Source organism: Pseudomonas soli (assembly GCF_021283165.2).
Taxonomy (GTDB): domain Bacteria; phylum Pseudomonadota; class Gammaproteobacteria; order Pseudomonadales; family Pseudomonadaceae; genus Aquipseudomonas; species Aquipseudomonas soli.
In genome coordinates this window covers 4,014,083-4,034,909 of record NZ_CP128543.1, presented here as the reverse complement: position 1 = coordinate 4,034,909, position 20,827 = coordinate 4,014,083, and the positions used below count along the sequence as shown (strand labels likewise).

General features: G+C 62.4%; 9 protein-coding genes. 8 read left to right on the top strand and 1 reads right to left on the bottom strand.

Features of this window, described 5'->3' with window-relative positions:
* The first annotated feature begins 66 nt into the window (after positions 1-66).
* The 8 genes from LU688_RS18665 to LU688_RS18630 all read left to right on the top strand — a co-directional run bounded on the left by LU688_RS18665 (position 67) and on the right by LU688_RS18630 (position 16,006).
* On the top strand, positions 67-1,089 hold the full coding sequence (locus LU688_RS18665) for an AraC family transcriptional regulator (protein ID WP_094012087.1): 1,023 nt from the start codon (positions 67-69) through the stop codon (positions 1,087-1,089).
* A gap of 66 nt (positions 1,090-1,155) precedes the next feature.
* Positions 1,156-5,622, top strand: a complete 4,467-nt coding sequence (locus tag LU688_RS18660; RefSeq protein ID WP_094012088.1) for an NEL-type E3 ubiquitin ligase domain-containing protein — start codon at positions 1,156-1,158, stop codon at positions 5,620-5,622.
* Positions 5,623-5,874: 252 nt separating this feature from the next.
* A complete protein-coding gene (locus LU688_RS18655) occupies positions 5,875-10,326 on the top strand; it encodes an NEL-type E3 ubiquitin ligase domain-containing protein (protein WP_160291110.1) in 4,452 nt (1,483 codons plus the stop codon).
* Positions 10,327-10,449: 123 nt separating this feature from the next.
* On the top strand, positions 10,450-12,096 hold the full coding sequence (locus LU688_RS18650) for an AMP-binding protein (RefSeq protein ID WP_023629453.1): 1,647 nt from the start codon (positions 10,450-10,452) through the stop codon (positions 12,094-12,096).
* Positions 12,097-12,110: 14 nt separating this feature from the next.
* Complete coding sequence (locus tag LU688_RS18645; protein WP_023629454.1) at positions 12,111-12,878, top strand: SDR family NAD(P)-dependent oxidoreductase; 768 nt, start codon at positions 12,111-12,113, stop codon at positions 12,876-12,878.
* 11 nt (positions 12,879-12,889) lie between these two features.
* Positions 12,890-14,083, top strand: coding sequence for an acetyl-CoA C-acyltransferase (locus tag LU688_RS18640; RefSeq protein ID WP_094012090.1), 1,194 nt, complete (start codon positions 12,890-12,892; stop codon positions 14,081-14,083).
* An 8-nt stretch (positions 14,084-14,091) separates the two neighbouring features.
* Positions 14,092-15,219 carry an acyl-CoA dehydrogenase gene (locus LU688_RS18635; RefSeq protein ID WP_232888253.1) on the top strand — a complete coding sequence of 376 codons (1,128 nt, stop codon included), beginning with the start codon at positions 14,092-14,094 and terminating at the stop codon, positions 15,217-15,219.
* A 13-nt stretch (positions 15,220-15,232) separates the two neighbouring features.
* On the top strand, positions 15,233-16,006 hold the full coding sequence (locus LU688_RS18630) for an enoyl-CoA hydratase (RefSeq protein ID WP_038706471.1): 774 nt from the start codon (positions 15,233-15,235) through the stop codon (positions 16,004-16,006).
* 30 nt (positions 16,007-16,036) lie between these two features.
* On the opposite strand, the gene LU688_RS18625 is transcribed toward LU688_RS18630, so the two are convergent.
* A complete protein-coding gene (locus LU688_RS18625; RefSeq protein ID WP_143067572.1) occupies positions 16,037-20,584 on the bottom strand; it encodes a hypothetical protein in 4,548 nt (1,515 codons plus the stop codon).
* Positions 20,585-20,827: the final 243 nt, after the last annotated feature.

The window sequence follows — 20,827 nt, the reverse complement described above, 5'->3', positions numbered from 1 at the left end:
GGGCCTGAGGCTGGCATTTTCGGTCCAGCGGCCTAAGATGGCCGTTGGATCGCCCCGGATCAACCGATGAGCACGAAAGACACGATTTCCATGCAACTGGTGCGCGAGGCCCTGTTGCAGACCTGCCGTGGCGACGAAGCGGATGCTGCTTTGCTGGCACGTGCCGGTATCGATGCTGGCGCCCTGTACCTGCCCGAGGCGCGTGTTGCCGCGCAATCCTATGCGCGCCTCTGGCGCTTGCTGGCCCGCCGTTGCGACGACGAGTTTTTCGCCATGGATGCTCGCGGGCTGCGTACCGGCAGCCTGGCGTTCATGTGCCGTGCGAGCATGGCGCAGCAAACTCTGGGCGACGGTCTCGAGATGGCGCTGAAGTTTCTTGCACTGATGCTCGAAGATCTGCAGCCGTGCCTGGTGCGGCAACAGGGGTTGGCGCAACTGGTCATTGATGAACCGCGCGCCGAGCCGCGTCGAGCCTTCACCTATTTCACCTTCTGGATGATCGTGCACGGCGTGGCCTGCTGGCTGGCCGGGCGGCGCATCCCTATCCTGGGCATCGAATTGCGCTGCGCCGAACCGCCGTTTTGTGATGATTACCGGGTCATGTTCTCCGAGAACCTGCAGTTCGACCGTCCGCGGACACGCATGATCATCCCAGCAGATTGTCTCGGCCTACCGTTGCGGCGCAGCGAGCAGGAGTTGCAGCGCTTTCTCGCTCAAGCACCGGGTAATATCCTGGTGCGTTATCGCGACCCGACCAGCTTGGCACGGCGTATTCGCACCGACCTGCTGCGCCAGGCCCCCGCGCAGTGGCCGGCGTTGGATAGCCTGGCGCAAAGCCTGTGCCTGTCTGCTTCGACCCTGCGCAGGCGTCTTGCCGAAGAGGGGCAGACCTACCAAAGGCTGAAGGACAGTGTGCGGCGTGAGCTCGCCACTACCTGGCTGGTGGGCGCGGAACCGGCGATGGGCGAGATCGCCGAACGTTTGGGGTTTGCCGATGCCAGCTCGTTCTACAAGGCCTTTCGCAAGTGGTTCGGGTGCAACCCGGGGCAGTACCGCGCTGTGATCCAGGCGCGCCACGCTGGCAATTGATTCCGTCTGCAGTGGAGCGGGCAGATACTTCAGCGTTGAGGGTTTCCAGCCACAGGATCGACCCTCATGCAACAGGCGCCACTGCACCCAAAGCTCGAACACCCGACTGATGACTTTCTCAGTGAGGTATTGCCGGACTGGTTGAGGCGGGCCAGTGCCGCCCAAGTGATGGCGTTGCGCGATGCCTATAAGGCCCACCTCAGAAGCCAGGCTGAAGTGTCGGCTGTATTCAGGCGGTTGGAACCCGTGGATACGTTTGCCCGGCGCTTGCTGGCGGAGGCGTTCTACCAGGAGCAATCTGTGCTCTTGGACCTCGACAGCGCGAACTGGCGGGAGCAGCGTCGCAGGTTCAAGGTGGAAACGGGAAAACTCCCCACGGATGAGTCGTACTTCGTGAAGGTGCCCGCTTTGCAGAGGTTGATGCAGAATTTTGCAAAAGGTGAATCTTTCTACATGGAAACGGCACTGGTTTATCCGCCAATTCCGGGCACCGACGTGCCGGAACGGATTGCCCTCGGTGACGCTGCACAGATTGTCAGTGTCTGCCGCAGGACTGATGTGGGCGCACGTTACCAGGAGCATCTGGCCCAGTTGTTCACTCCTGCATTCCAGCAATCCCTGGCCAACAGCCTTCGCCAAGCCCTTGCCCTGCAGCTCGAGATAGCCGCCACCCGGGGCCTTTTGCCGCCAGCCGAAGCCCAGATTGTGCGCGATGTGGTGGCGGGGCGGGCAGGCACGCTTCAGAACGGCCGGACAGTGCGGTGTGGCCCGTTGCAAGTATTGGGTTGCACTTTGCATGCGGCGCTGGTTGTGGAGCTCGGTAGCGACGACCAGCGGCATGCAGGCAGCGTGCTGCTGGTGCTGTCGGACGATGCCCACGCTGCCCTCCGACATCTGGTTTCCTGGCGTGTGATCAACTTCCAGCTGGTTGAAATGTTCAAGGATCCTGCTCGGTGTGCGGCGCTTGTACAACGGATCTCGCTGCGCGAGCGGGCCGGATTTCTCACCACGCTGGCTAAGCGGCTGGCCGATGAGGACCCTGATCTTGAGCCGACGTTCGCCAACCTGCCGCAGGGGCAGTTCGAGGGCCTGGCTTTACAGCAGTTGGAGCGGATACGCGAAGATGCGCGCTTCCTGGCTGTGCCGACAGCTGATGCGGACTCCAGGCAAGCGCTGGAACGTGAGCAATCTCTGGCGTCGGCAGGGTTGGCCCTGCTCAACCTGGCCGGGTTGTTCGTGCCGGCGATTGGCGCGTTGCTGTTGGCGGACATGGTGACGCACACACTGTCGGAAGTTTACGAAGGAGTCAGGCACTGGACCTTGGGCCATCAGCATGAAGCCCTCGAGCATCTGCTAGGGGTTGCCGAGAACCTGGCGGTAACTGCCGCGGTGGCCGCGGGGGGAGCGCTGGTGGCGCGTGGCTTTGTCCGGAGCACCTTCGTCGATGGGCTGGAGCCCATCAACAACGTCGCGGGCCGTCAACGGCTTTGGTCAAATGACCTGTCGCGTTATCAGGGCGAGCGGCCGAGCGCGACGCTTTACGAACTGGACAATGGTTTGCACACCGATGGCGTGCGGCATTGGTGGCTCCACGGTGGTAAGTACTGGCGGGTGCGTGCCCTGGGTGAGCATGGCCCCTGGCGCTTGCAGGACCCCACGGATGAGACCGCGTTTGGTCCTTCTCTGGAGCGTAACAATGAAGTTTCCTGGCAATTGTTTAGCGAGCGGCCGCTTGAGTGGCAGGGGGCCCAGATGCTGCTGCAACGCCTCTGGCCAGCCTCCTCGGCGTTAGGGAGCGAGCGAGTCGCCCAGGTGCTCAAGGTGGCGGACGTGAGCCAGGAGCATTTACGCGGCTTGCTGGTGGAGAAGCGCCCGTTGCCAGTGGCGTTACGCGACACCTTGGAGCGCTTTAGCGCAGATGATCGGATAGAGCGATTCTTTGCCCATCTCGGCAGGTCTGACAGTGAGTTGTGGCAATGGTGCCTGGACGATCTGGGGCTGCAAACCCTGTCGCGAGATGAACAGGTGGAGCAGGTTGCCGAGCGTGCCGCCAGCCTGCGGCCCCGGTTGCTCGATTACCTGGCTGGTCGCTATCTGAAGTCAGACTCCCTTGGCTGGCTTATCCAGCGCGATTTCCCGGGTTTGCCTGATGCGTATGCATTGCATGTTCTACAACACATCACGGCTGGGCAACGTGTCGCCCTGCGCACTCAGGCGCGGCTGCCGTTGGCGGTGGCACAGCATGCGCGCCAGCTGCTGCAGGTGGCCAGGCTGACCCGCATGCGTGAAGGGCTGTACCTGGCTGGCAGCCATCACCCAGGTCTGGATGAGTTGGTCTTCTGCCTCTTGCGCGAGCACGCCGGTTGGCCGGCTGCAACAAAAGTGGAACTGCGCGAGGGCTCAACTGACGGTCGCCGGCTGGCGTGTTTGCCTGAACCGGAACAGGCTGGCGTGAATGTGGTGATGGTCCGGCACAACGGTCGCTACCGCCTGTATGACGTGACCGGCACCGAGTCGCAAGCGAGGGCGCCAGGGCCACTTGAGCTAGACGAAGCGTTGCTGGCCTGCCTGCCAGTCGCGGACCGACGACGCCTCGGTTGGCATGGCGACGAGGCGTTGACTCAAATGCGCCTGACGCTGCAGCGCTGGCTGCCGCAAGGGCGTGAGGCCTTGCTTGAATTGTTGGGTGCCCGTGACGTTGGCGCGCCTCAAAACCCCATTCGGCGCCTGCCCGATGGCCGCGTTGGCTACTTGCTCAGCGGCAGGGGCGCAGGGGGCAATGCCGGCCAGCAGCTGATGCGTGCACGCATTCGAAGCCTGTATCCAGGCTTCAATGACCAGGAAGTGCAAACGTTTCTGGGCATCTTGCTGGAGCAGCCGGGATCGGCGTTGGGCAATCTGTTGCGGCAGGAACAGCAGTATCACAGGTTCAGTGAAGCATTGACGCGTTGGGTGGAAGGCACGCGCACCACTGCCAGCCAGTCTGCCCGCCTGTTGGTCGCAGACGAGCTGCGACGCAGCTGGCGCCTGATCGGCGAGCATATCGTCGACCAGCACGGAGCATCTCAGGGCATGCGCCTGAGCCTGACAGGCGTACCTTTACGCAGTCTTCCCGAGCTCCCGGTCGACACCGACTTCGCCCACGTGGCTGAACTGGTACTCAGTGACCTGGCGTTGGAACATGTTCCCGCCACCTTCTTGCGCTGTTTTTCTCAGCTGCGCTGGTTGAACCTGAGTGACAATCGCCTGACCGAGGTGCCTGCCGAATTGATGCATCTGTCTCATCTGACCAACCTCCGGCTGGCTGGCAACCAGATCCGCATGACCGCAGCGGGGGTTGCCGCCCTTGGCAATCTCACACGCTTGCGCATCCTCGATCTGAACCACAACCCCTTGGGAGCAATTGCTCTGCAGTTGGATGCGCTGGGCCGCTTGCGCGAACTGCACATGCGAGGCGCGAATTTGCAGACGGTGCCTGCGCAACTGCACCGTTGCCGTTTGCTGGAGCTTGTCGACTTGCGTGATAACCATATTGGCGCACTACCCGAGATGCTGCTCGAAGCCCCCGAGGCTTTGCGAATGGCCGTCAGGTTGTCCGGCAATCCGTTATCCAATGCTGTCAGGCAGCGCATGCTGGCTGCGGGCGCAGTGGGGGCCGCCGTGGACGCGCAACTGCCGGCGGTGGCCACAGCACGTGAGCGATGGTTGGCGTTGGTCGAGGCGCCGCGGCGTGGTATCAGCGAAGCACATTGGGATGGCCTTCAGGGCGAGGGGGGCAGCGACGAGTTTTTCGGGTTGCTGAAGGAGCTGACCAGCACCCGTGATTATCAACTCATTCCTGCTGATCTGGGGCGGCGGGTCTGGACCATGCTGGAGGCGATGCACAGCGATACGGTGTTACGTGAAGAACTGTTCAACCTGGCTGCTGACTCGCGAACCTGTGCCGATAGTGTGGCGGCCTGTTTCAGTGCCCTGGAGGTACGATTGTACCTGCGCCAGGCGCTTCAACAGGATGAGCCTGTGGCCGCACGGCTGACTCGCTTGCGCGTAGCCAGGCAGTTGTTCCGTCTTGAACAGGTTGAGCGTTTGGCCCGGGAGGATGTGCAGGCTCGCGTGGCGCAAGGGCAGACTGTCGACGAAATCGAGGTCAGCCTGGCCTACCGGACTGGTTTGGCTGTCGAACTGGAGCTTCCAGGCCAGCCAAGGACGATGCAGTTCAGCACCATTGCAGATGTCAGCCAGCAGCAATTGGCCGTGGCCGCTGCTGCGGTACGTGAAGCGGAAGGCAGTGACCAATTGGTGCGTTTCGTGACCCAGCGCGATTTTTGGCGAGAGTATCTGCAACGCGAGCAGCCGGCGACATTCAGCGCAGTTGAGGAACCATTCTCGGAACGTCTGGAAGCATTGAGCGGACTCGCCGCTGGTGGCGAAGGCGCTTATCTGGTCGAGGTCGACAGGCTGACGGCCGAGCGCAGGGCCGCGATCGAGGCGCTCGTGTTGCGGCTGACCCAGGAAGCAATGGGAGTGACATGAGCGCGGATATCGACGCTGCTTATGAAGGCGTGCCGCGATACCGTGGGCGGTAACCTGGGACGCGTGGCGAGGGGGCGTTTTACACCCTGCGTCAGGAGCGCAGGGTGACTGGCGCTCCTCGCCCCGTCGCATGATGGGGCAGCTCGGCGCCGTTCGCGTGCCGTGAAGCAAAAAGAGGTGCAGTTCCTTCTGCGTTTAGCGTCGGCGGTCGGGGAGCATTGACGGGTCGCTACCGTCAACCAAGGAGACTCCATGACCACAACCGCGGAACGTACGACTGAACAGAAAATCACCAGTGCTACGCATGACTTCATACGCGCCAGGCTACCCGACTGGCTGAGCCGGGCTTCGCTGGCCCAGATCAGAGATCTACGGGCGCGCTTCAAGGAACATCGGGCAAGCCAGGCGCGGCTGCGGGCTGTTACTGCCCAATTGCAATCGCTGCAGGTGTTCGCCGAACGGCACTTCAGCGGGTTGCTCAGGCAACCACTGCCCGAAGGTACGACCTTTGCCGAACTTGAATGGCGGGTCGTGACGCCCCGCTTCGACACGCTTGCAGGCCAGGCGTTACCCAGTTACGGCTATAGCGAGAGCCGGCGTAACGGGCTGCAGCAACTGATGAGCAACTTCCCGGCGCACAGCACTTATTACAAAGGTACAGGCCTGGTGCTTGCAGGCACGGACGCTGTCCTTTCGGGCGAGTCCGGCGAACTGGTCGCAGGCTGTCGGGAGCTGGATGCAGGTAGCCGCTATCAGGACTTGCTGGCGCAGGTTTTTTCGCCCGCGACCGAGGAGCTGCTGGCCGATCACAAACGTTCAGGTTTGCGGCTTGCCACCAAGATCGCTGTGTTGCAAGGCGAAATAGACGCTTTCGGCGAAAGCGCCTTGCGTGGGGTACTCGATGAGGAAATAGGTCTGCTGCACATCGGGCTGAGGGCTTACCCAGGTTTGTTGCAGGTGCTGGAGCAGCCTGTTGCTGACGGCATGCTGATCGAATTGAAAGATCAGCACGGTCAGTCTCAGGGGATCGTGCTTTATCTGCCGACAGATCCGGTGAAGGCCCTGCGCTATTTTCGCGACGCGGCCGTGCTGGAGCAGGCCCTTGCCATGTTGCTGCAAGCGCCGGCTTACCGGCAGCATTTCAGCCAGTTGATCAGCTTGCGGCACAGGGCAGGTTTCCTGCGTACGCTTGAACTGCGGCTGCAGGATCAGGTTCCCGACCTGCGGGTGCAGGCGAGGACTGTTCAAGGGAGCGTGTTTGCCAGGATGGCCGCAGAGCAGGTGCTACGGGTGAAAGATGATGCACGCCTGTTGCTCGTGCCAACGGCGCAAGCCGATGCCCAGGCCGCACGCGAGCGCTTTGAACAGTGGACGTCGGCCGGCATGAGCCTGGTCAATCTGGCCGGGTTATTCATCCCGGTGGTCGGCGCGATCTTGCTGGGGCAATTGTTGGTCCAGACGCTGTCCGACATCTATGAAGGCGTTGCCGACTTGAGCGAAGGGCACCAGCATGAAGCCTTGGAGCACCTGTTCAATGTGCTTGAAACGGTGGCGGTGGGCAGCGCCGTGGTGGCAGGGGTTGCACTGTTGCAAGGTGGCCTGCTCGATACCCTGCAACCGGTGAGCCTCGGCGCGAGGGGACAGCGCCTATGGTCTGGGGACCTCGATCCCTACCAGTCCCGCCCAGAAGGCGCGAGCCTGGGCGCGGATGGCCTGTATCGTCAAGGCACGCAATGCTGGATGCGCTCAGGGACGCGTTACTTCGAGGTGCACCGGCAGGAGCCAAATGGCTTTTATCGTCTGCGTCACCCTCTGCGTGCTGATGCCTATGGCCCGATAGTGCTGCATAACGGTGAGCGCTGCTGGCAACTGATGTGCGAGCAACCACTGGACTGGCAGGACAGCGCCCGCATGCTTGATACCCTCTGGCCGCAACATCCTGCCATTGACTCGGCCAGGGCCCGGCAGATCCTGCAGGTGGCAGGCGTCGACCAGGATGAACTGCGCGGTATCCTGGTCGAGAACCGTGTCGTGCCGGTGAACCTCAGGGAGACCCTGCGGCGTTTCGAGCAGGATTCGCGCGTTGACCGGTTCTTTGCCCACGTTCGCAGCGGCCAACTGCCGCAAGGGGATATTCCCTTGCTCCGCTGGTGCGAAGCGCAAGAGCAGGTCGGTAGCGGAATGAGCAACGTGCTTGCCCATGAACATGCCCTGCGTGGCCCCTTGCTGGAGCACCTGACAGCGTGGCCTGCCAGCGACGATGAGCTGGTACGCGTGCTCGTGCGGGACTTTCCTGGCCTGCCGGTGGCTTATGCCCGTGAGTTGGCGGCAGAGGCAGATGCGACACAGCGCAGCCAATCGCTTGCCACTGGCAGGCTGCACCTGGAACTTGCCAGCCGAGCCGCTGCGTTGCTGCGTGTGGTGCGCCTGAGCCGTGCGCTGGAAGGCCTGTACCTGACCTGCGCCTACAGTGATGAAACCGGTGCGTTGGTGATGGCGTTACTGGCTCAGGGTGATCCCATCTCGGTGAGCCTGGAGTTGCGTGAGGGGACGGTGAACGGGCGTCTGATTGGCAGCATCGTCGCCGCTGATGATGCGGTGGCCTGCAAGGTGATGGTGCGCAGCCAGGGACGTTTCCTGGTTTACGGCAGCGATGGTCGACCATTGGCGCTGGCGCATGACAGGTCAGCAGATATCTTTTCTGTCATATGCGAGACGCTCACCGCCCGGCAATTAGCCGAGTTGGGTGTGGACAGTGGCGACCGGGCAGTGCAACTGCGTGCTCAGATCGTCGGTCAAGTGCCTGCAACGGGTGACGGTATTTCGCGTTTGCTGGGCTGGCCAGCACAACCACGCTGGTTCAACCCCGGCAGGCGGCTGGAGGATGGCCGTGTGGGGTATCTGCTCAGCGGCCGCGAACCGGGGCGAGGGAGTGCGCGGGAGGTGCTACGGCGCGGCCTGCAACGGTATTTCCTCGGCTTGCAGGATGCTCAGCTGGATGCCGAAATAGAACGCCTGCTCCGGGGCAGGGGCACTGCGTACCAAATACTGGCCGACCTCCAGGATGACCATGAGGCTTTGGACCAGGCGCTCAATCGCTGGGTTTCGGCGGCGTTGAGCGACGCCGTGCGCCGATCGCGCATGCGCGTTGCCGCTGACTTGCGCCGAGCCTGGAGAGCGCAAGGTGAGCTGGTGCGGGATGCTCAAGGCGCAGTGATTGGCCAGCGCCTGCACCTTCTGGGCCCGCGTATCAGCAGTCTTCCCGAGCTCCCAGCCACGTTGGAGTTCGCTCACCTGACAGTGCTGGCCATCAATGAAACCGCGATCACTCACGTGCCTGCGCAGTTCATGCAGGGGCTGATTGCACTGCGGGTATTGAACATGAACAACAATCGGTTGTTGCGCCTTCCAGAGGGTATCGGTTACCTCAGCGCGCTGCGGGAATTGCACTTGCGCCACAATGACATACGTCCGGATTTAGCCTCCCTCACACGGTTGCAGAGCCTGGGCCGGCTGACCCACCTCGATCTCAGCCACAATCCCCTCGGGGAAACGACCATGAGTTTTAGCCGGCTACCGCATCTCGTACAACTGCGCCTGCAAAACTGTCGCCTCGAGCAGTGGCCGAGAGATATCGGGCTTTGTGGCTTCCTTGAGCAGGTGGACTTGAGGAGCAACCAACTGGTTGGCGTGCCGGGCGAGGTATTGGCGATGCCGTACGAGTTTCGCCGCTCCTTGTTGGTAGACGGCAACCGTTTGAGCTCCCTGGACCTTTTGCGATTGCAGGCGTTGGATGCCATCGTCGAGGAAAATGAGCTATTGAGCTCCCCAGTGGACGATCCGGTGCTCGTCCGGGCCTGGTGGGTCGACGGCGATGCGGCGGCCCAGCCGGCACGAGACCGGCGCTGGCAGCGCCTGCAGGCAACAGCCGAAGGGGGTGAGCTGATCGGCCTGTTGCAACGGCTGATACCCCTTGCCGATTATGCCTGGCCTCGCGCAGAGCTCCTGGAAAACGCCTGGCTCTTGCTGATGGCCATCGACACCGACGCTGACTTGCAGGCGACGGTGTATCGTCTCGCAGCGCAGCGGCCGGTAAACGACAACGCAGTGATGGACTGCTTCAGCCAGATGTGGGTGAGCCGCCTGCGCAACCAGGTTGCTCAGGCGCAGGTCGCCACCTCCGGCGCCGAGCTGTATGCGCTGGGGCGTAGCTTGTTCCGCCTGGAACAGGTGCAGCGCATTGCCCGGCAGGATACAGCGCGGCGCAGCCTTCAGCGCGAGGTCCATGATGCCCCTGGCATTCGCCTGGGGTATCGGGTTGGCCTGCGTCAATGGCTGCGCTTGCCGGGCCAGCCGCACGCCCTGCGTATCACCGATCTCAATCGTGTGAGCGCAGATCAACTGCTCGCGGCGCGGCGAACGGTGCGCGCCCTGGAAACGCCGGGGGCATTGGCAAGCTACCTGAGCCAGCGACCATTCTGGCAAGGCTTTCTCTCACGGCGTTATCGCCCAGCCTTCGAGGCTTTGGAGCAACGGGTTAACGAGCGCCAGCAGGTTTTGCAGGCACGCCGTGGGACGCTCGATACCGCGCAGTTCCAGGATGAGCAGGGGGTGCTGGATGAGCAGCGGGCAGAGGAGACCCAAGCCTTGAGGGTCGAGCTGAGCTTGCAGTTCATACGAGGATGGGAGCGGGGCCTGGGGTGAGCCCGTCAGCGGCCAAACCGGTCATCCAGATTGACAGCTTTGGCCATTGCCGCTGATGACGAGCGGCGCGAACATCGTCGGACCGATGGTTAACTCCAAAAAAAACAAACCAGGAGTCCGACGATGCGTGATTACGCCGAGGCTGTTCGTGTGTTCGAGTATGGCGAAGCTGTTGCGACAGCGCTGCATGGCAACCTCGAAGCACTCAATGCCTGTGTCGAATGCTGTGACCGACATGTCGGCAGCGGCAGGCTGGCGCTGCTGCACGAGGACCGCGATGGCAACAGCAGCCGTTACAGCTTCGATCAGTTGCAATCCCTTGCGGTCCGCTTCGCCAATGTACTCAAGGCTCAAGGAGTGGGTGCCGGGGACCGGGTAGCAGGGCTCATGCCGCGCACGGCCGAGCTGTTGGTCACGGTGCTTGCCACATGGCGCCTCGGGGCAGTGTATCAACCGTTGTTCACTGCTTTCGGTCCCAAGGCCATCGAGCACCGTCTGGCGCAATCCCGCGCCCGCGTCGTTGTGACCGACAGCCTTAACCGTTGCAAACTGGACGATGTGCACGGCTGCCCGACCATCATCACGGTAAACGCCCGCAGTGGCGAACTGGACTTTCAGCAATGCATGGACAGCGCATCGCAGGTTTGCGAGCCGGTCATGCGCTCGGGCAGCGACCCGTTCCTGCTGATGTTCACCTCCGGCACCACCGGCCCTGCCAAACCGCTGGAAGTGCCGTTGCGCGCCATCGTCGCCTTCCAGGGCTACATGCGCGATGCCATCGACCTGCGCCCAGAAGACAACTTCTGGAATCTGGCCGACCCAGGATGGGCCTATGGCTTGTACTACGCCGTGACCGGTCCCTTGTCGCTGGGCCATGCCACCACGTTCTACGATGGCCCCTTCAGCGTCGACAGCTGCGCCCGGGTGATCGACAAGCTGGGTATCACTAACCTGGCCGGCTCTCCCACCGCATTTCGCCTGCTGATTGCCGCCGGCGAGCAGTTCTCGGCACCTGTCAACGGGCGCCTGCGGGTGGTCAGCAGTGCCGGTGAGCCGCTCAACCCAGAGGTGATCCGCTGGTTCGCCGAAGAACTGGGGGTCACCATCCACGACCATTACGGCCAGACCGAGCTGGGCATGGTGTTGTGCAACCACCATGGTTTGCGACATGCGGTGCACATGGGGGCGGCCGGTTTCGCCATCCCCGGCCATCGCATCGTGGTACTGGACGAGCAGGGGCAGGAACTGCCAGCCGGACAGCCGGGCATCCTCGCTGTCGATCGCGAGCAATCGCCGTTGTGCTGGTTCGCTGGCTACCACGGTCTACCGACCAAGGCCTTTGTCGGCAAGTACTACCTCAGCGGCGACACCGTCGAGTTGAACCCGGAAGGCAGCGTCAGCTTCGTCGGGCGCAGTGACGATGTGATCACCACCTCCGGCTACCGAGTAGGCCCGTTCGATGTAGAGAGCGCGTTGATCGAGCACCCCGCAGTGATCGAGGCGGCGGTGATCGGTAAACCGGATCCGCAGCGCACTGAGCTGATCAAAGCCTTCGTGGTCTTGGCCGCCGGCTATCAAGGCAGCGCCGAGCTGGAAGAGGACCTGCGTCAGCATGTGCGCCAGCGCTTGTACGCACATGCCTACCCCCGTGAAATCGAATTCGTCAGCGAGCTGCCCAAGACCCCAAGCGGCAAGCTGCAACGCTTCATCCTGCGTAACCAGGAAGTCGCCAAACAACAAGCGCAACAGATCACCCCTGTCAGCGCCTGAAAGGAAAGCCGATCATGCAACTACTGAACAAGCACTTCATCGTCAGCGGCGCCGCCTCTGGGCTGGGTGCCGCTACTGCGTCCATGCTGGTCGAGGCTGGTGCCAAGGTCATGCTGGTCGACCTCAATGCCCAGGCCGTCGAAACGAAGGCGCGCGAGCTGGGTGACCATGCCCGCTTCGCGGTGGCCGACATCAGCGACGAACAGGCCGTACAAGCCGCAATCGACGCCGCCGTTGGTGCCTTTGGCAGCCTGCACGGGGTGGTCAACTGCGCAGGCATCGTCGGTGCCGAAAAGGTCCTGGGCAAGAATGGCCCGCACGCCCTGGGCAGCTTCGCCAAGGTCATCAACGTCAACCTGATCGGCAGTTTCAACCTGCTGCGGCTGGCTGCTGCGGCCATGGCCGAAGGGGCTGCGGACGAGGAAGGGGAGCGTGGCGTGATCATCAACACCGCCTCCATCGCCGCCTACGATGGGCAGATCGGCCAGGCGGCCTATGCCGCTTCCAAGGGCGCCATCGCCAGCTTGACCTTACCCGCTGCCCGTGAGCTGGCACGTTTCGGTATCCGCGTGATGACGATCGCCCCGGGCATTTTTGAAACGCCGATGATGGCCGGCATGACCGAGGAAGTACGTGCTTCGCTGGCCGCTGGCGTGCCGTTCCCGCCTCGCCTGGGCCGCCCTCAGGAATACGCTGCACTGGTCCGCCATATCATCGAAAACAGCATGCTCAACGGTGAGGTGATCCGCCTCGACGGAGCGCTGCGCATGGCTGCCAAGTAAGGAGATTGAACATGACCCTCGCCAACGATCCGATTGTTATCGTCAGCGCCGTGCGTACGCCGATGGGCGGCCTGCAGGGCGACCTCAAGAGCCTGACCGCGGCGCAACTGGGCAGTGCGGCGATCCGAGCCGCCGTCGAGCGCGCCGGTATCGATGCTGCCAGCGTCCAGGAGGTACTGTTCGGCTGCGTGCTGCCGGCTGGCCAGGGCCAGGCTCCTGCGCGCCAGGCAGCGCTCGGTGCCGGTCTGGACAAGCACACCACATGCACCACGCTGAACAAGATGTGCGGCTCGGGCATGCAGGCCGCTATCCTGGCCCATGACCAGTTGCTCGCCGGCAGCGCCGACGTGATCGTCGCCGGCGGCATGGAGAGCATGACCAACGCCCCCTACCTGCTGGACAAGGCCCGTGGCGGCTATCGCATGGGCCACGGCAAGATCATCGACCATATGTTCATGGACGGGCTGGAGGACGCGTACGACAAAGGCCGTCTGATGGGCACCTTTGCCGAAGACTGCGCGCAGAAGGGCGCTTTCAGCCGCGAAGCCCAGGATGCTTTCGCCATCGCTTCGCTGACCCGTGCCCAGGATGCAATCAAGAGCGGTCGGTTTGCGCCCGAGATCGTTGCGGTGGAGGTCACCGAGGGCAAGGACAAGCGGGTCATCAAGGACGACGAGCAGCCGCCCAAGGCTCGCCTGGACAAGATCCCGCAGTTGAAACCTGCCTTCCGCGAGGGCGGTACTGTCACTGCCGCCAACTCCAGCTCCATCTCCGATGGGGCCGCGGCGCTGGTCTTGATGCGGCGCTCTGAGGCCGAAAAGCGCGGCCTCAAGCCGCTGGCGCTGATCCATGGCCACGCTGCCTTCGCCGATACCCCGGCGCTGTTCCCCACCGCGCCGATCGGCGCCATTGAGAAGCTGCTCGAACGCACTGGCTGGAACCTGGCCGAGGTGGACCTGTTCGAGATCAACGAAGCGTTCGCGGTGGTCACCCTGGCGGCGATGAAGCATCTCGACCTGCCCCACGACAAGGTCAACATCCATGGTGGCGCTTGCGCCCTGGGCCACCCAATCGGCGCTTCGGGTGCGCGGATCCTGGTGACCTTGCTGTCGGCGCTGCGCCAGAACAACCTGCGCCGTGGCGTGGCGGCCATTTGCATCGGCGGTGGCGAAGCGACGGCCATGGCCGTCGAATGCCTGTACTGAGGTGAACCATGTTGGTAACTGACGAGCAACAACAGATCGCCGACGCCGTGCGTGCGTTCGCCCAGGAACGGTTGAAGCCGTTCGCCGAGCAATGGGACAAGGAGCATCGCTTCCCGAAAGAAGCCATCGAGGAAATGGCCGGGTTGGGACTGTTCGGCATGCTGGTGCCGGAGCAGTACGGAGGCAGTGACACAGGTTACGTGGCTTATGCCATGGCCCTTGAAGAAATCGCCGCCGGTGACGGTGCCTGCTCGACCATCATGAGCGTGCACAACTCGGTGGGATGCGTGCCGGTCCTCAAGTTCGGCAGCGAGGCGCAGAAGCAGCAGTTCCTCGCGCCGCTGGCCAGTGGCGCGATGCTCGGCGCATTCGCCCTGACCGAGCCCCAGGCGGGTTCCGATGCCAGCAGCCTGAAGACTCGCGCCCGTCTGGAGGGTGGCCACTACGTGCTCAACGGCAGCAAGCAGTTCATCACCTCCGGGCAAAACGCCGGAGTGGTAATCGTCTTCGCTGTCACCGATCCGGACGCTGGCAAGCGTGGCATCACGGCCTTCATCGTGCCCACCGACTCACCGGGATACCAGGTGACACGCGTCGAGGACAAGCTTGGTCAACATGCCTCCGACACCTGCCAGATCGTTTTCGACAATGTGCGTGTGCCGGTGGCCAATCGCCTCGGAGAAGAAGGGCAGGGCTACAAGATAGCCCTGGCCAACCTCGAAGGCGGGCGCATCGGCATCGCCTCGCAGTCGGTGGGCATGGCCCGCGCCGCCTTCGAGGTGGCGCGCGACTACGCCAACGAACGGCAAAGCTTCGGCAAGCCGCTGATCGAGCACCAGGCCGTGGCCTTCCGCTTGGCCGACATGGCCACCAGGATCTCCGTGGCCCGGCAGATGGTGCTGCACGCCGCCGCCCTGCGCGACGCCGGGCGCCCGGCGTTGGTGGAAGCCTCGATGGCCAAGCTTTTCGCCTCGGAAATGGCCGAAAAGGTCTGTTCGGACGCCTTGCAGACCTTGGGTGGTTATGGCTATCTGAGCGACTTCCCGCTCGAGCGCATCTACCGCGACGTGCGGGTTTGCCAGATTTACGAAGGTACCAGCGACATTCAGCGCATGGTCATTGCGCGCAATCTTTGAAGGAGCAGTCTGCATGGCATTCGAAACCATCCTGTTGGACATCCACGGCAAGGTCGGCCTGATCACCCTAAATCGTCCGCAGGCGCTCAATGCGCTGAATGCGCAGATCGTTGGTGAAATCAACCAGGCCCTGGACCAGCTCGAGCGTGATCCAGACATCGGCTGCGTGGTGTTGACCGGCTCTGCCAAGGCTTTCGCTGCCGGCGCCGACATCAAGGAAATGGCCGAGCTGCAATACCCGCAGATCTACGTCGACGACCTGTTCAGTGACGCCGACCGCATCGCTAACCGGCGTAAGCCGATTATCGCCGCGGTGTCCGGCTTTGCCTTGGGTGGGGGCTGCGAACTGGCGATGATGTGCGATTTCATCCTCGCCGCCGACAATGCCAAGTTCGGCCAGCCGGAAATCAATCTTGGCGTGCTGCCGGGCATGGGCGGCACCCAGCGCCTGACTCGCGCGGTAGGCAAGGCCAAGGCTATGGAACTGTGCCTGACCGGCCGCTTGATGGGGGCAGAGGAAGCCGAACGCGCGGGCCTGGTAGCGCGCATCGTGCCGCAGGCCGAGCTGTTGGAGGAGGCACTGAAAGTGGCAGCGACCATTGCTGCCAAGTCCATCCCAGTGAGCATGATGGTCAAGGAGAGCGTCAACCGGGCGTTTGAAGTCACCCTGAGCGAGGGGGTCCGCTTCGAGCGCCGGGTGTTCCATGCCGCCTTCGCTACCGAGGACCAGAAGGAAGGCATGGCCGCCTTCATCGCCAAGCGCGAGGCGCAATTCAAGGACTGTTGACGGGGGGGCGGCCGCAGCCGCCCCTTTGGTCTAAAGGCTGAAGAAGTACTTGGCGGCGGCCGCGCTGGTAATCGGGGCACGGTATACATCCACGATGTTACCGCTGCCATCGCTGTAGCGCTGGCCTGGCATATGCCGTTGCGCTGCTGTCTTCAGGTGGCCAGCGGTGAAGTCTGTCTTGGCGGTGGTCGTCGATGGGTAGTGGAAGTGTGCGTACCACAGCACCTTGCCTTCGTGGCTGATGCTGTATTCGTCGAGAAAATCGGCTGGCCGCCCCTTGGCCCTGGCCAGTCGACTGCGTACCCCTTCGGCCCGCAACTGCACGAGCCCGTTATCCACCAGATACATGAGCTCAACCATGCGCGGTCTCTGCGTGAGTGCGGCTGACACGCGCAAGCGTGTAGCCGTTCCTTCCAACTCATCGGCCAGCCGCCGTAGGGATCCGGCGACCAGTTCGGCATCCTTGCCGCCATGAGCGTCGTCGGTTTCGTTGATCTCGGTCAGCCGTGCCTCGATGGCATCGACGCGTTCGAGCAGGCGGGTGCGTTGATAGAGCACGCTCTCCTGGAGCTCTACTGGCAGATAGCGACTTGACTGCGCTTGCAGGCTCGCCACCTCGTCGTGGGCCTGCGCAATCAATGCGTCGCTGTCCTTGAGAAGGCGTTTGAGACTCGACTGTGTTGAGCGGGAGGCGGGCTGGGAGGGCTTGAGCTCCACCCAGTCGCCATGCTTGAGGTGGTAGGTACGCGTGGGTGTCTTGTCGTCTGGGCCGGGAATATCGACGGTGTTGGCATCGTCGCTGCGTGGATCGGCCAGCAGAAGCCCATGTTCGTTGGTCTCGATCAGCCCGGGTACCTTCTTGCGCAGTTGCCCCAGGCTGCTGACCGGCGGATAGTCGGGCAGTTCTTTCAGGTCCTCGCGGTTTCGTTCCAGCAGCCAGTCGATTTGTTCATTCATCTGCCGCGCGGTCTGTAACGCCGCGCTGTCCTTGACCAGTGCCGTGAAGATTTGCAGTTGTCGGGATGCGGCCGTGAGGTGGCCGATAATGCTGCGCAGTAGTCTGGTGGTGATTTCGTCATCGGTGCTTGACAGCTTGAACAGTTTGGCTCGCTGAGCGATACCCAGTTCGAAGTTGCCCCAGAAGCGGTCTCTCCAGTAGCACGCTTCCTCGCTCAGGCCGTGTACCAGGGTCATGCGGTTGAGCAGTCCTTCAAGCCGCAGGAAGCGCAGGATCAGTTCCTGCTCCGGCGTTGCCGGCATGCTGACGGCGAAGTCCCGCCATCGCCGGATCTCGGGCTGGTGGGGGCTTGCCAGCTTGCTCAGTTCATCCTGGCAGTGACGCAAGCGTCGATTGTTGTCGATCATCCGGTCTATCAGGGGGGCCATTCTGTCCAGGCGGGCGGCGATGATACTGACGTCCCCGGGGGTGAGGACCTCGCCGGCCTGCTGGAGGCTGGCAGCGTTGAGCAATTGGTCTCGATCAGGGCGATAGCGCAGGTGCAGCACTTTGCGCAACAGGCGCTGGCAGAAACTCTCATGATACAGTGCGAAGGCGTGGACTTTTTTGAAGTCCTTCACTGGTTGCAATGTGTTGCGCTGTTTCAGATGCTCGATGTGTGTCGCCCAGAACTCCGAGAGGGTATCGAGCTTGTCCTGGCAGGTGTGCAGGCGGGCATCGTCGAGAGGGCTGGCGACCAGCTTCTCCAGTGTGGTCTGTTCCAGAATCCTGGCGTCGATGGTGTCCTTGTCGGCCTTGATCAGTTCGTTTGCAGTACGCAGGGCGCTCGCTTTTTGCAGCTGCAGCTTTCGGACCTGTGCGGACAGTGGCATGCCACCCTTCAGAGTGAGGCTCAGATCCAGTTGCCAGCGGTCTACTTCGTCGCGCCGTAGCCAGGGGCCTGGGGTTTCGTCAGGGCCAACGATGCGCAGTTGATTGCGAGGCAGGTCGAGCATGACCTGGTACACCTTGCCCTGCAGCACCGTGTAGAGCCTTGATTCATGCAGGTACAGGCCGCGCAGGTTGCTGCTGGGCAACGGTTCCCCGAGTACGGTGGTATCGATATCCGCCTGCAAGGCGTGCAGTCTAGTGCTTTGCGCAACAGTCAAAGTGCGGGTGGGGCGCCCCCAGCTGAAGTCGAGATGTATCGCAGAGACACCTTCTACCACGGCGGGCGCGGCTGGTTCCGGCGCTGTATCGATGGGGGGCGTGACCGACATCCCCAGTGAGCGTTCCTCACCATTTTCCTCTCTCAGGCGAGTATCAGCATGTGTAGCCAGCAGCATGACGATATTGAGCAGCAGGTTGACCCCTGCCTGCCAGTACCTTGAGGAATCCTGCCCGGCATCCGTTTCGATGAAATCGGCCAGTGCCACTTCCATCTGCGCCAGCCAGGCCACTTTGCCCAGTGCGCCTCCTGCGAGGGGAAGCAAGGTGTTGAACAGTAGTCCTCCCAGCTCTTTCCAGCGTGCCCAGCGGGTCTGCGCGCTCGTCCAGGCATGCTCTTCGAACTCATGGATCGATTCGTTGACGCAAGCCAGGTAGAGATCTGCGCCAAGGTCTTTGGAAGGTGCTTCGAATGTCAGTTCCACCGGCGCGGGCGTGCCGAACGGGACTGCACTGGTGTCATCCAGTGGTACGAACAGATGTGGCTCGAGGAAGCCACCGTGGGCATAGAATCTGCGGTCCTCGGCCGGAAGACGGTGCAGCAGGTCGTCCTGCACAGCGCCAGGGGTGCTGATGGCCACGAACAGCGCCAGCCGATCGGTGAAGTGCAGCAGGCTGTCCTGGTGCAGGGGGCGGTACAGCAGGCAACTGTTGGCGTTGGGTGAATAGGGCTCTATGAGCCAGGTGTTGCGTGGGTGATCCACTGTCGAGTCAGGTGCCTTGAGTAGACCCAGCGGTCTGATCACCCAGCGCTTCGGATCATTCTCGTCAGCGTCGCAGAACAACTGGCTGATGTGACTGACGACCTCCGGGTCCGGCAATTTCCCCCGTAGATACAGCTCTTGCGCCAGCGCCGGCAGTTGGCTGCCGAGTTGCGCCAAGAGTTGGCGCTGGCGCCACTCGCGCTGGCCGCTGTCATCCAGCAACTTGCTGCGCAGCATGGCTGGATAGGCGCTGGCGATATCCAGGTCTTCGACCACTTCGCGCAGGTAGCTTTCAGTCAGCCAGGCAGGCAAGGGCGCGGCATCATTGGAGTGCAGCTCCACCCGACCCGGTTTGAGCAAGCCGACATTGGCGATGGCCAGTCGGGCGAGAGAGAAGGTGACGGGGGTCACCTCGCCTATGCTGCCAAGTCCAGGAAGCCCGGCAGCGGCGCCAATCACCTGGTAGTTGATGATCCTGATCTGCTCAGGTTCGAGCGGATCGCCCGGGTGATCCGCAGCGAAGCGTGCGGCAAGTTTCCGGTTGGCGAACTCCACGGCGTTGTCGACCCCATCGAGCCAGAACTGCCCCTTGGAGGTATGGAGAGCCTGGGCGACGTCGAACAGCAGCGTGCTGTAGCGCAACAAGGGCTGGCTCCCCGCGTCGCGCAGCCAGTCGGGCAGTTGGGCCGACAACGTATTACGCGCTCTGGATTCGGTATTGCTGCACAGGTCCAGCATGGAGGTGAGCCTGTCCAGTTCCAGGTTCATATTGATGGCGTCAAGCTTGCTCCGATAGCTTGCGGCACGACTGTCGATGATGCGCAGTTGCTGCTCCAGAACGCCCAGCGCCATGCTTTCGAAGTCGCCTTGCGCGGGCGGGCCGATGCTGACTTTCCGGCACGCGGTTCGGGATCTTGCGGGCCAGTATCGAGCGATGGCCTGCAACAGGTCCTGGCGGGAGGGGAAAGCCAGGAGCTTGCCTGTCAGGCTGTAGAGAAGGGTCACCTTGCGCTCGGGATCGGCATCGCGGTGCTCGATCAACAGTGCGCTCGCCAGTTCGTTGTCCAGCATCCCGACCTCGGAGAAATCCACGGCAAGCTGCGAGACGCTCAAGCCACCTGTGTTCTGCCAATTTCGGTACCCGGAATCAGGTTGGCTATGCACCAGCCTGGCGATGACCAAGGCGAAATCAGACAGGCTGCCGGCGTTCTGATGGGCGTCGATGGCTGCCAGAAAGCGGTTGCGAAGGTCTTCGGCATACCATTGCCACGGGGTCTCACCCCTGGTGTCGAAGCGGCTCCAATGGGTCGCCAAGGATTGTTGGTACACATCGAGCAGAAACGGTGCAGTGTCATTGATCAGCAATTCCACTTGATGCAAGGGGATGTCCACCTGCCAGGCGGGATCAGCATCGACATGCGTAGTGAGGGTATCTTCGTCAATCGTCAGGTTGAGGGTCCGGCCCAGGCAATAGCGCTCGGTGAGCACATGCGACAAGGGGCGAACCCACAGGCTGTTGGAGCTTGATTGCCGGCTGGCGAGATAGAGCCCCGTTGGATCATGGGTATCGTCTGGCAGATAATGGAGCCATTGTGCTGCCAGGATATGCTCCGCAGCATCGAGCAATTCCGGACGATCGGCGAAGCGTCGGGCAACTTTGCATTGAAGCGTGCTGGAGCGGACAAAGCGTCGAGTTGTTGTGTCATTCATGGCCAGGCCTCCTATCTGATCGAGGCTGTATCAAGCGCGTTTGCGCTCGGCTCTGGTCATTAACCCGATACCTCCTGACGTTGCGACGCTTGCGAGCGGGGGTGGTTGCAGCCAATATTTATTACTACATATTTTTCTGTGCCTCGTCGTGAAGCGCAGGCAACGCACCAGTAGGCGGATTCCTGGCTGTTTCGGACAAATCCTCCGTCATTTATGTTGCCCGCTGCCGCCTGGCACCTTAGA